Here is an 11,849-nt window from a genome sequence, read left to right on the forward strand (position 1 = left end):
GACGGAAACGTAACAGGGCTCTGAGCAGGCATTTCGTCGTCCGGGTGGGCGTCCTCGTTTATTGACCGGTCCAGTCGCCGACCAGGTGTTTCTGCCTGTTCCTGGCCGCTGTTGGTCACGCGTTGGTCACGTGGCCCGACGCCGGTTCGCTCTACGGGCAGCACCAGACCTCCTTCTGTGGCCGCTGCCTAATCACCATGATGATTCCCAGTACGACCTATTGCGTCGAAGTAGACTTAGACGGAATAGGTCGCAGTCGAGATGCTGGAGAGTGAGTGGAGAAGAGCCTGCCGGCCAAGCCGGACGATGTGGTCGACCGGGACCGGGAATGGGGTCTGCTCGCGGAGTTCCTCACCGATGCGGACCCGGCGATGCGGCTCGGCATCGTGTCGGGACGGCGGCGGCACGGGAAGTCGTACCTTCTGCAGGCCCTGTCCGAGCAGGTCGGCGGGCTGTACGTCACAGCGGTCCGGGAAGAGGGACGACTGCCGGCGATCCAACGGTTCAGCGACGCGGTGGCTGCGCATGCCGGTCTGAGGCCGGGCAGTCTGCGCCTGACCGACTGGCGTGACGTGTTGTCCAATGCCCTTGATGTGACGGCCCGCTCGGCGCATCCGCTCCTGGTGATCGACGAGTTGCCGTACCTGCTCCAGCACTCGCCCGAGATCCCGGGACTGCTTCAGCAGCTTTACGACGAACGCCAGCGCGGCGCCCGGCGTGGTGCCGGACCGGGGCCGCGGCTGATCCTTTGCGGCTCCGCGATGAGCGTCATGCACGAACTGCTCTCGGGAACCAAGCCGCTGCGGGGCCGGGCCGTGGTCGATCTACGGTTGGGCGCCTTCGACTACCGCGACAGCCGGGACTTCTGGCAGATCACCGATCCGCTGACCGCGCTGAAGGTGCACGCGGTCCTCGGCGGGGCACCCGGCTATCGACCGGTGGCCGGCCGACCGCATCCCGACGACGGCTTCGACACCTGGCTCACCCGCACACTGCTCGATCCAGGCCGGGCGGTGTACTCGCGTACCGAGACTGAATACCTGCTGCGCGAGGACCCGAGGATCACGCAGCACACGCTGTACTACGACATCCTCACCGCGATCGCGAACGGAGCCACCACACCCAGCAAGATCGGGGCTGCTCTGGAGCGCCCGCGCAATGCGGTCGCTCATCCCCTGGGTGTGCTGGAGTCGACCGGCTACATCCGCAGGGAGCAGGACATCCTCCGCTCCAAGCACCCCGTCATCACCCTCGCCGACCCCGTCATCCGCTTCAACCAGCTCATCACCCTCCCACAGGCCGCCGCCGTGGAGCAGGGCTTCGCAGAGCAGGTCTGGCAGCAGGCCACCCCGACCTTCAACTCCAAGATCCTCGGGCCCCACTTCGAGGACCTGGCCCGCGACTTCACCCGCCGCTACGCGCACACCTTGCTCCCCGGTGGACTGCCCGGCCTGGTCGGCACCACCGAAGTTGCCGACCAGGCCGCCCGCACGAAGCACGAGGTCGATGTCATCGCCCTTGCCGCCGGCGAGCGCCCGCAGGCTCCCCGGGCGAGGATTGCACTGCTGGGCGAGGCCAAGGCGACTGCAGCCCGCCGGGGGACCGGTGACCTGGAACGCCTGGAACGCATCCGTGCCCTGCTCGCAGATCAGGGGTACGACGCCGCTGCCACCACTCTGGCCCTGTATTCCCTGCATGGCTTCTATCCCGACCTGGTCGACCTGGCCAACCGTCGTGACGATCTCCTTCTGGTCGATCTGCCCGCCCTCTACGGCGGTTGACACCGATGGGCAGCGCTCGTGTCGAAGCTCGTCGAGCCACGGGTGGAACAGCGCGATGCCGGCCTACGCGCAACGGTTGTATGACCGCCCCTGCCCTTCGGATTGCAGAGGCATGCCTCGCCCCAAACCCCCGCTGCGGCCTTTCAGCCGTTGGTGACGGCCTGCGGCCCGAGGGCTTGCCGTATGGAGCGGCGGACAGTCGCGACCCGGGCGCAGGTGTCACCGCACCAGGCGGGTCGGGGTGAGCAGGGCCTGACGTGCGGCGAAAGCCGCTGCTACCGGTAAGGGTTCACTGGCCAAACCGTGCCATGGCCCCAGGACGGCGAGCGCCGAGGTCGTGTCTCCCGTCGTGGTGTAGCCGATCACGGTCCGTCGCCTCCGCTTCGGAGCCGTCCGGTACGTGCCGCTGCGGTCCGTCGTGCGATCACCGCTGGTCCCGGCTCGGCGAACCCCAACGGGGCCGCCAGCGAGGGTGATTCGGGCCGCGACCTGCGGATTCCGCCAGCTTGATCGGCTACACCACTCGGCGGGACGCCATCAGCGCCGAGCCGAAGGGGGCCCGAGAGCCGACATCCGGGACGGTTCAGCGCCTCGTGCCGGACAGGATCATGTGAGGCGCCCGGCCGGTTGCTCACGCGTTGGCCGCGTTCGTCACGGAATCCGGGTATCGCCGCAGGCCAGAGGCCTGAAACCGAGGCAACGGCCGGGGCCGCCACCCCCCACAGGAGAGGCCCCGGCCGTCGCGCGGCACGGGCCGCGCGGCGACCCGTACTTCCTACAGCGCCATGAGTGCGGTTTCTGTCACACCCCCGGCATTCCGCGCCCCGTCGTAAGTGGTTGCATCTTGTACGGACATGGACGAGCAGCGGTTTCAGGCCGTAACGTGCCTTTCGCGCCGGGCGCGGAACACAAGATCACGGCAACGATCGGCGGCCTCGACGCCGCGACCATCGAACGAGGAACCACTGGTGCTGGGGGACGACGCGGAGCTGACGGCCGCGGTGCTTGCGGCACAGGACGGGAACGAGACCGCGTTCCGGACTGTGTACCGCGCGGTGCACCCGCGCCTGCTCGGGTACGTCCGGACACTGGTCGGCGACCCGGACGCCGAGGACGTCGCGTCCGAGGCGTGGTTGCAGATAGCCCGTGACCTGGAGCGCTTCGAGGGCGACGCGGACCGCTTCCGCGGCTGGGCCGCCCGGATAGCCCGCAACCGCGCGCTGGACCACATACGGATGCGCGGGCGCCGCCCCGCCATCGGCGGCGACGAGACGGAACTGACCGGCAGGCCCGCCGAGTCCGACACCGCGGGCGAGGCCATGGAGTCGCTCTCCACCGACCACACCCTCTCCCTGATCGCCCGGCTGCCGCAGGACCAGGCCGAGGCCGTGGTGCTGCGGGTGGTCGTGGGCCTCGACGCCAAGACCGCCGCCGAGACGCTCGGCAAGCGCCCGGGCGCCGTCCGCACCGCGGCGCACCGCGGTCTGAAGCGGCTCGCCGAACTGCTCGGCAGCGATCCGGAATCGACCGGCGGCCTGGACGGGCTGCCGCCCCAGCGAGAACCGCGCGACGCCGCGGTGACGTCCGCGAGTGTGACGCATCTGCGAGCGCGGACGCAGAAGGACATGTGATGGCCGACGAGCAGGACAGGTGGCTGGACCGCGAAACGGCGGAGCTTTTGCTGCGCGGAGCATCACTCGAGGCTGTCGATCCCGCCGTCCGCGATCAGGCCGAGCGGCTGGCGAAAACCCTGGAGGGGCTGACCGGCGAACCCCCGCCGGGCAGCGTCGAACTGCCCGGCGAGGCCGCCGCGCTGGCCGCCTTCCGCGCCGCGCGCTCCGGCGCCGGGGCCGAACGGCCCGCCGCCGGCCTCCAGGCCGCCGCGCCCCCGCCGTCCGACGCCGGTCTGGTCCGTATCGGCGGCCCCGGCGGGAGCCCTCGGCGCTCCCGCCGGGGCCGGTCCGCGCGGTTCGTGCTGACGGCCGTACTGGCCGCGGGCATGGCCGGCGGAGTCGCCGTCGCGGCGACAAGCGGAGTGCTCCCGACGCCGTTCGGCCACGACCGGCCCGCCCCCGGCACCTCGGCCCCGGCAGCCGTGCCCCACGACAGCCCGCTGGTGCCGCCCTCGCGGGGCGGCTCCCTGGTGGAGCCCACGCCCGACGGCTCGTCCGGCGCGGCCACCGGCCCGGCGACCCCGCCCGGTGCGTCCGGCGGCGCCACCACGGCCACGCCCGGTTCCCGCTCCGACGGCGGGAGCAGGGCGGGCGGCTGGTGGAAAGGCGCCCCGTCGGCCTGCGGCGACGTGCGTCGCGGCAAGGAGCTGGGCCCCGACCGCAGGCGTGCCCTGGAGGACGCCGCGGGCAGCTCCGACCCCCGGCGCGTGTGGACGTACTGCAAGCGTGTCCTCACCCTCACCGACGGCGCGTCCCGGCGCGGCAAGGACAAGGGCAAGGACGGGGACGGCCGGGACGGCACCGGCGGCCACGGGCACAACGGTCAGGGCGAGCAGAAGGGCCAGGGCGGTGACGGCGACGGCCACGGCATAGCGCCCGGCGCCGGTACCACCGGCGCCGGCGCCTCGTTCCCGTTCGCCCCGCTGGCACCCGGGCAGCCGGCCAGGACCCCCGCTCCGTTCCGGGCCGCGCCGTACCGGCCGCTGTGAGCTGCGGTTTCCCGCTGAGGGACGTTTTCTCGGCCGCGCCAGTAACGTTTTCGGCCGCCCCCGCGCAGTAGAGAGTGAGCCGACTGGTCATCGGCCCTCGCACAGAGCCGGGGTTCCCCCCGTACCTACGGCTCGTGCACCTGGCGCGGGCGGGACACGTTCCCCCGGTCCCGCTCGCGCCCCACATCGCTCTCCCGCCCGCGGCGGCCGTCACTCGTGGACGACGACCCTGTCGCCGGTCCGCACCTGCGCGTACAGATCCGCGATCGCCGCCTCGTCCCGCACGTTGACGCAGCCGTGCGAGGCGCCGGTGTAGCCGCGGGCGGCGAAGTCGTAGGAGTAGTGCACGGCCTGGCCGCCGCTGAAGAACATCGCGTACGGCATGGACGAGTCGTAGAGCGTCGACCAGTGGTGGCGGGACTTCCAGTACACCCGGAAGACCCCGTCGCGGGTCGGCGTGCCCACCGCGCCGAAGCGGACCGACATCGTCGACAGCGTGCGCCCGTCGATCATCCAGCGCAGGGTCCGGCTGGTCTTGTCGATGCACAGCACCCGTCCGCTCAGGCACCGCGGATCGGCCGGGCCCGCGGGCTGGCCGCCCATCAGATACAGCTCCCACTTGCCCGGCGCGTGTGTCATCCTGCGCAGCCGCTGCCAGGTGACGGTGTCCGTCTCGCCCGTCTCCGGCAGCCCGCGCTTGCCCTGGAACCCCTTGACGGCGTGCTCGGTCAGGTCGTCGTACGTCCCGGTCGGACCGTCGAAGAGCCAGTCGACCTGGCGCAGCCGGGCCTGCAGCTCGCGCACCCCGGCGCCGGAGTCGCCGGGGGACCACAGGACGGGGGCGCCGCCCCTGGAGGCGGGCGGGCCCGGGCTGCCGCCGGTCCCGCCCGGTCCGCCGTCGGCCGTCGCGGAGGGCGGCCTGCTGCCGGGCAGCTCTATGTGCACGGGCGAGCGGGTCCCGTCGCCGGTGCCCTGCACGGTGCACCCGCACACGGCGGCCAGGGCCGCGAGTGCCGCCACGGCGGCGAACGGTCTCCCCATGCCCGTAGTACGCACCACGACCCCCCGCGTTCTCAGCGACACACCCGCGTGTCACCTGAGATGGTGCCCGCGGATGACTGCTCGCGAACGGCGCGGCATTGTGGGACCGGAACCGTACACGTCCAAGCTCGGGTCAACGCTCAGCGGGAGGCATCACCACCATGGCGCGCGAGTCGGAGTCCGGACTGCCCATCGAACCGGTCTACGGGCCCGAGGACCTGGCGGGCTGGGACCCGGGCGAGAAACTGGGCGAACCGGGGTCGTACCCCTACACCCGCGGTGTCTACCCCTCGATGTACACCGGCCGGCCGTGGACCATGCGCCAGTACGCCGGGTTCGGTACGGCCGCGGAGTCCAACGCCCGCTACCGGCAGCTGATCGCCCACGGCACGACCGGCCTGTCCGTCGCCTTCGACCTGCCCACCCAGATGGGCCACGACTCCGACGCGCCCCTCGCGCACGGCGAGGTCGGCAAGGTGGGCGTGGCGATCGACTCGATCGACGACATGCGGGTGCTGTTCGGCGGCATCCCGCTGGACCGGGTCTCGACGTCGATGACGATCAACGCGCCGGCCGCGCTGCTGCTGCTCCTGTACCAGCTGGTGGCCGAGGAGCAGGGGATCGAGGCATCCCGGCTCACCGGCACGGTCCAGAACGACGTGCTGAAGGAGTACATCGCGCGCGGGACGTACATCTTCCCGCCGAAGCCCTCCCTGCGGCTGACCGCCGACATCTTCAAGTACTGCCGGGCCGAGATGCCGAGGTGGAACACGATCTCGATCTCCGGCTACCACATGGCCGAGGCCGGCGCGTCCCCCGTGCAGGAGATCGCCTTCACGCTCGCGGACGGCATCGAGTACGTCCGCACCGCGGTCGCCGCCGGCATGGACGTGGACGACTTCGCGCCGCGCCTGTCCTTCTTCTTCGTGGCCCGTACGACGATCCTCGAGGAGGTCGCCAAGTTCCGTGCCGCGCGCCGGATCTGGGCCCGGGTGATGCGGGAGGAGTTCGGCGCGCGGAACCCGAAGTCGATGATGCTGCGCTTCCACACGCAGACGGCCGGGGTGCAGCTGACGGCCCAGCAGCCGGAGGTCAACCTCGTACGGGTCGCGGTCCAGGGCCTGGGCGCGGTGCTCGGCGGCACCCAGTCGCTGCACACCAACTCCTTCGACGAGGCGATCGCGCTGCCGACGGACAGGTCCGCGCGCCTCGCCCTGCGGACCCAGCAGGTGCTGGCGTACGAGACGGACGTCACGGCCACGGTCGACCCCTTCGCCGGCTCGTACGTCGTCGAGCGGATGACCGACGACGTGGAGGCGGCCGCGGCCGGGCTGATGCGGAAGGTCGAGGACCTCGGCGGCGCCGTCGGCGCCATCGAGCGCGGCTTCCAGAAGACCGAGATCGAGCGCAGCGCGTACCGGATCGCCCAGCAGACGGACTCCGGCGAGCGCGTCGTCGTCGGCGTCAACCGCTTCCGGCTCGACGAGGAGGAGCCCTACGAGCCGCTGCGCGTCGACCCGGCCATCGAGGCCCGGCAGGCGGCCCGGCTGGCGGAACTGCGCGCCGGGCGGGACCAGCCGGCGGTGGACGCGGCCCTCGCGGCACTGCGGAAGGCGGCCGCGGGCGAGGACAACGTCCTGTACCCGATGAAGGACGCCCTGCGCGCCCGCGCGACGGTCGGCGAGGTGTGCGGCGCGCTGCGGGAGATCTGGGGCACCCACGTGCCCTCGGACGCCTTCTGACATGCGACACTCCCTCACATGCTCGGCGTCACAGACCTCCCCACCTACCTGGCGGGCCTCGCCCTGATCGTGCTGCTGCCCGGTCCCAACTCGCTGTACGTGCTCTCCGTGGCCGCCCGCCGCGGGGTGCGGGCCGGTTACACCGCCGCGGCCGGTGTGTGGTGCGGCGACACCGTGCTGATGACCCTGTCCGCCGCCGGGGTCGCCTCGCTGCTGCAGGCGAACGCCGTGCTGTTCGGGGTCGTGAAGTACGCCGGCGCCGGGTACCTGACGTGGCTGGCCATCGGGATGATGCGCACCGCGTGGGGCATGTGGCGGACCCGGCGGGAGCACGCCGCGGCGCAGGGGGCCGCTCCTGCGGCGGCCGACGAGCGGCCGTACCGCCGGGCGCTGCTCGTCAGCCTCTTCAACCCCAAGGCGATCCTGTTCTTCGTCGCCTTCTTCGTGCAGTTCGTCGACCCGGGGTACGCCTACCCGGCGCTGTCCTTCGTCGTCCTCGGCACCCTCGCCCAGATCGCGAGCTTCCTCTACCTCAGCGCCCTGATCTTCGGCGGCACCCGCCTCGCCGCCGCCTTCCGCCGCCGCAAGCGGCTCTCGGCGACGGCGACCTCGGCGGCGGGGGCGCTGTTCCTGGGCTTCGCGGTGAAGCTGTCGCTGGCCGGTTCCTGAGCGGCCGGGCGGGGCCGGCCGGCCCCGCTCCCGACGGTGGTCCGCTCAGCGCTTCGCGGAGTTCCTCAGGGCCCGTGCGCGCCGGACCACCCGGCGGGCCGTGGAGTTGCGCGGCAGGAAGGCCAGGCGCTCCGGGAGGCCGCCGGGCAGGCCCAGCGAGGTCAGGCGCCGGCGCCGGAAGTAGCGCTTGGTGCGCGGCCCCAGGTGCCGGGAGAGGTAGCGTTCCGCAGCCGTGCGCAGGCCCGGGTGGATCTGGGACTGCATGGTGTAGCCGAGCGCGGCCATCAGGCCCTGCAGCGTGTCCGCGGGGAGCGGGACCTCGCTCTTCCCGTCCTCCAGGTCCGGGATCAGCGCGTCGGCCAGGACGGCCGGGACGCGGTTGCTGTTCTGGTACGGCGTCAGGCGGTCCAGCAGCGGCTCGGTGCCGACGCGGGCGACCGGCAGGCCGTAGAACGAGGACGCCGTGAACAGCGCCGTGGAGAAGCAGCCGACGACCAGGGCGGGCGGCGACTTCTCGAACAGCACCTCGGCGAGGACGGGCAGGTCGAGCACGGTGAGGTCGACGCCGAGCCTCCCGGCCTCCCGCTCCAGGGCGCGGCTGTAGCGGGCCGGTGCCGTGGGGTGCGGCTTGAAGACGATCGACCGGTGGCCCCGCGCGACCGCCCCGCGCATCATCCGCACATGCAGGTCCTCCTCCTCCTCGGGGGAGAGGATGCCCAGCGCGGACAGGTACTGGCCGAGCAGGAGCGCCGAGCCGTCCGGCAGGGCGGGCAACTCCGGTACGGCGGCCGTGAGTTCGCCCATCACCTTGGAGAACGCCTCGCTCGGCACGAGCTGCGCCGGCACGCCGAACTCGGTCAGCAGCATGGGGGTGAGCCCCGGCACCAGGTCCAGGTGCAGCAGCCGCCGCACCCGCGTGCCGACCAGCGGGTCCAGCTTGTTGCGGGTGGGGCCGTAGCTCATCAGCCCGTCGGCGTAGACCTCGACGGGCGCGTCGGTGAACAGCTGGGCCACGCTCAGCGCGGGGGCGACCTGGAGGGACTCCAGCACCAGCTCCACCCGGTCCTCGCCCAGGTCCCACAGCAGCCGCAGATAGCGCTCGAACAGCGGGACGTCGTCCGGGCGCGGGGTCCAGGAGCCGGGGTGGAAGGGGCGGATGGCCTCGTTCCAGGAGAGTACGGCGTCGAAGTGACCGCGCAGCGGCTCGAAGCCCGGCATCTCGTCGACCGGCGACGTCACCTCGGGCGTCGCGGAGTTGTTGAACACCAGCAGCAGCCGCCGGGCCGGCTCCCGGCCGTCCTCCTCCCCGAAGCAGCCCGAGTCGATCGCGGCGGCCAGCGTCGCGGCGCCGTAGAGGGTCGAGACGCAGAAGATACGGGTGGTGCGGGACATCAGGCAGCCGCCTTCGCAGTGGTGACCCGGCGGCGCAGCCGCCGCAGCTTGGAGGAGCGGTGGAAGTCCATGGTCTCCAGGACGTCACCGAGAGCGTCCTGCGGCATCCGCTTGATCGCCGCCGCGCTCATGGTCCGCAGCTGCCTGGCCACGGAGGGCTCCCACTTGCTCTCGTCGGAGAGGTGGTGGGCGATGATCGCGCAGTACGTCCGCACGGCCTTGGGCAGCAGCCTGTCCGCGTCCGGGTCCTGCGCCGTCTCCTCGATGACCTGGTCGAAGGCGCGGATGAAGTCGAGCTGGCGGACGTCGCCGATCTGGGTCAGCGAGGAGGCGACCCCGCGCCGGTAGAAGACGCCGAGGAGGCCGACCACGGCGAACGACTCCGCCTCGCGGTGCAGCTTCCAGATCCACGGCCGGTCCTCGGCGGTGCGCAGGCCGTCGGTGAAGTGCAGCAGGCCCTGGTCGAGCAGGCGGCGGTGGTAGGCGCCGGCCCACGCGTACGCGTAGTCGACGGAGGTGCTGCGGTCGGCCGGCAGGATGGCCTCGCGCGGGTCGAAGGCCTCCCAGCGGCGCCCGATCGGCACCCGGTGCACGCTGCGCGCGCGGGCGGTGGCCTGCACATGGTCGGTGCGGACGAAGTCGCAGCCCAGCTTCTCGATGGCACCGACCAGTTCGGCGAAGTAGCCGGGGGCCAGCCAGTCGTCGCCGTCCAGGAACGTCAGGTACTCGCCGCGCGCGGCGTCCAGTCCGGTGTTGCGCGCGGTGGCGAGTCCCCCGTTCTTCTCATGGCGGATGTAACGCACCTGCGCGACATCCGAGAGTTGCTCGGCCGCGCGTTCGAGAATGGCTGGAGTCTCGTCCTTGGAATGGTCGTCGATCAGGATGAACTCGAAATCCTGTCGAGCGTTCAGCCGAAGACTTCTGAGGGTGTCCGGGGCGTATTGCTGCACGTTGTAGAACGGCACGATGACGGAAAGCTTTGGCACGTGCGAAAGCGTAGGAGGCCGTCCGCCGGAGTAACTTTCCGGTGTCCGTACAGAGGGTGAACTCAATGTGTCGGATCGGTGCATCGCCTGTACTTCCGGCGCTCCGGCGGGCCAGTTCGGCTCTCGGCGGGGTGTTGTTAACTCTTTGTTGAGATGCGGTTGGGCCGTACCTCGGAATTGCTTCCTAGCGTCTTCCGCGTGCCACCAAGTACCTCGAAGCCCACGCGAATCGCCGTGCTCGCGGACTCCGACACCCGCTGGAAATGGGGTGCGCTGACCGCGGCCCGTATCGCTCCGGGTCCGTCCATGGAAACCGCGCCCGCCGGCGATGCGCAAGCAGGTCCCGAACTCAGCGGATTCCTGCTGCGCGGGCGGGCGACGCCGACCGCGCGCCAGCTGGCGGAGGTCGGCGTGCGCGCCGACTCCCTGAGGGAGGTCTCGGCCGTCGAGTTCCTGCGCGCCATGGCCGAGGAGCCCTACGACGTCGTCGTGCTCGCGCTCGTCGGCGGCGGTGTCCAGGCGATGCTGCACGGCCTCGGGCGCGTGTGGGAGGGGCGCGGCGAGCGCCCCGTGGTCGTCACCGGCTACGTCGGCGTCGTCTACGAGAAGCTCGCCGACGGCCTGCTGCTGCGGCACGGCGCGGACCTCGTCCTCGCCAACTCCCGCCAGGACGCCGAGCGTTTCCGGGCGGTCTACGAGGGGGTGGGCGCCGACGCCTCGTCGGTGACCGAGGTGGCACTGCCGTTCCTGGGCGGTGACCCGTACGAGGGCGAACACGACCCCTGCACGGTGGTGTTCGCCGCGCAGCCCTCCGTGCCGGACAACCGCCGGGACCGCCTGTACCTGCTCGACCGGCTGATCCGGCACGCCCGGCTGCACCCCGAGCGCGAGGTGCTGCTGAAGCTGCGCTCCAGGCCGGGCGAACACACCACGCACATCGAGGAGCTGCCCTACCAGAAGCTGGTCCAGCGGCTTGAGCCGCCGGCCAACTTCCGCCTGGTGTACGGGAACATGGGCGAGGTCCTGGACCGCACCGACCTGCTGGTCACCATCAGCTCCACGGCCGCGCTGGAGTCCCTGCACCGCCGCATCCCGACCGTCGTGCTGACCGACCTGGGCGTGCGCGAGGTGCTCGGCAACCACCACTTCGCCGGCTCGGGCTGCCTCGCGTCCTGGGACCAGCTGGACGCCGGGCACCGGCCGGTGCCCGACGAGGACTGGGTGGCCCGCCAGGGCGTCGCCGCGGACGGCGGGTACGCGCACGCCTTCGACGCGGCGCGCGAGCGCATCACCAAGCTGCTCGCCCGGCCCGGCGGCCTGCCGCCGCTCGCCCCGTACTACACGCCCGTGACCGCCCCCGGCTACCTGCCCGGGATCCTCGCCCGCCACCACCTCGGCCCCGACGGCGGCGTTCTGCCGGGGGCGCCCTCGGCCGACAAGGAGCCGGGTCCCGTCCGGCAGATCGTGCGCCGGGCCGCCCGGGGCGCCTACCGGCACGGGGTGCAGCGGGTGGCGCCCGTCATCCGGCGGATGGGGGAGCTGTGAGCCGCACGACCTCATTTCAAGGAGCTGAACC

9 protein-coding genes are annotated in these 11,849 nt (G+C 71.9%); 6 read left to right on the plus strand and 3 right to left on the minus strand.

Going from position 1 to position 11,849, the window contains the following annotated elements; translation table 11 throughout:
• Positions 1–275 precede the first annotated feature (275 nt).
• The 3 genes from ACJ9NR_RS24620 (at position 276) to ACJ9NR_RS24630 (ending at position 4,443) form a co-directional block, all read left to right on the plus strand.
• A complete protein-coding gene (locus tag ACJ9NR_RS24620; protein ID WP_412493091.1) occupies positions 276–1,781 on the plus strand; it encodes an AAA family ATPase in 1,506 nt (501 codons plus the stop codon).
• Positions 1,782–2,749: 968 nt separating this feature from the next.
• Positions 2,750–3,412: an RNA polymerase sigma factor gene (locus ACJ9NR_RS24625; RefSeq protein ID WP_412493092.1), complete on the plus strand. Its 663-nt coding sequence runs from the start codon at positions 2,750–2,752 to the stop codon at positions 3,410–3,412.
• Complete coding sequence (locus ACJ9NR_RS24630) at positions 3,412–4,443, plus strand: hypothetical protein (protein WP_412493093.1); 1,032 nt, start codon at positions 3,412–3,414, stop codon at positions 4,441–4,443. The genes ACJ9NR_RS24625 and ACJ9NR_RS24630 overlap by 1 nt, the downstream gene beginning before the upstream one ends.
• 210 nt (positions 4,444–4,653) lie before the next feature.
• Here ACJ9NR_RS24630 and ACJ9NR_RS24635 read toward each other — a convergent pair whose 3' ends face one another.
• Positions 4,654–5,484: a L,D-transpeptidase family protein gene (locus ACJ9NR_RS24635; RefSeq protein WP_412493094.1), complete on the minus strand. Its 831-nt coding sequence runs from the start codon at positions 5,482–5,484 to the stop codon at positions 4,654–4,656.
• Between the two features lie 161 nt (positions 5,485–5,645).
• Between ACJ9NR_RS24635 and ACJ9NR_RS24640 the strand changes: the two genes are divergently transcribed.
• Together ACJ9NR_RS24640 and leuE are read left to right on the plus strand one after the other, a co-directional pair.
• Positions 5,646–7,226, plus strand: a complete 1,581-nt coding sequence (locus ACJ9NR_RS24640; RefSeq protein WP_412493095.1) for an acyl-CoA mutase large subunit family protein — start codon at positions 5,646–5,648, stop codon at positions 7,224–7,226.
• Between the two features lie 18 nt (positions 7,227–7,244).
• Positions 7,245–7,895, plus strand: coding sequence for a leucine efflux protein LeuE (gene leuE / locus ACJ9NR_RS24645; RefSeq protein ID WP_412493096.1), 651 nt, complete (start codon positions 7,245–7,247; stop codon positions 7,893–7,895).
• 45 nt (positions 7,896–7,940) lie between these two features.
• On the opposite strand, the gene ACJ9NR_RS24650 is transcribed toward leuE, so the two are convergent.
• Together ACJ9NR_RS24650 and ACJ9NR_RS24655 are read right to left on the minus strand one after the other, a co-directional pair.
• Positions 7,941–9,287: an alpha-2,8-polysialyltransferase family protein gene (locus tag ACJ9NR_RS24650; RefSeq protein ID WP_412493097.1), complete on the minus strand. Its 1,347-nt coding sequence runs from the start codon at positions 9,285–9,287 to the stop codon at positions 7,941–7,943.
• Positions 9,287–10,273, minus strand: coding sequence for a glycosyltransferase family 2 protein (locus tag ACJ9NR_RS24655; RefSeq protein WP_412493098.1), 987 nt, complete (start codon positions 10,271–10,273; stop codon positions 9,287–9,289). Before ACJ9NR_RS24655 ends, ACJ9NR_RS24650 begins: the two co-directional genes overlap by 1 nt.
• 198 nt (positions 10,274–10,471) lie before the next feature.
• Between ACJ9NR_RS24655 and ACJ9NR_RS24660 the strand changes: the two genes are divergently transcribed.
• A complete protein-coding gene (locus ACJ9NR_RS24660) occupies positions 10,472–11,818 on the plus strand; it encodes a DUF6716 putative glycosyltransferase (protein WP_412493099.1) in 1,347 nt (448 codons plus the stop codon).
• Positions 11,819–11,849: the final 31 nt, after the last annotated feature.

Source organism: Streptomyces sediminimaris (assembly GCF_047049295.1).
Taxonomy (GTDB): Bacteria; Actinomycetota; Actinomycetes; order Streptomycetales; family Streptomycetaceae; genus Streptomyces; species Streptomyces sediminimaris.

Bases quoted from the DNA above. Each gene is read 5' to 3' on its own strand.
- ACJ9NR_RS24640 (WP_412493095.1), top strand. From the start codon at position 5,646: ATGGCGCGCGAGTCGGAGTCCGGACTGCCCATCGAACCGGTCTACGGG.
- ACJ9NR_RS24630 (WP_412493093.1), top strand. From the start codon at position 3,412: ATGGCCGACGAGCAGGACAGGTGGCTGGACCGCGAAACGGCGGAGCTT.
- ACJ9NR_RS24635 (WP_412493094.1), bottom strand. From the start codon at position 5,484: ATGGGGAGACCGTTCGCCGCCGTGGCGGCACTCGCGGCCCTGGCCGCC.
- leuE (WP_412493096.1), top strand. From the start codon at position 7,245: ATGCTCGGCGTCACAGACCTCCCCACCTACCTGGCGGGCCTCGCCCTG.
- ACJ9NR_RS24650 (WP_412493097.1), bottom strand. From the start codon at position 9,287: ATGTCCCGCACCACCCGTATCTTCTGCGTCTCGACCCTCTACGGCGCC.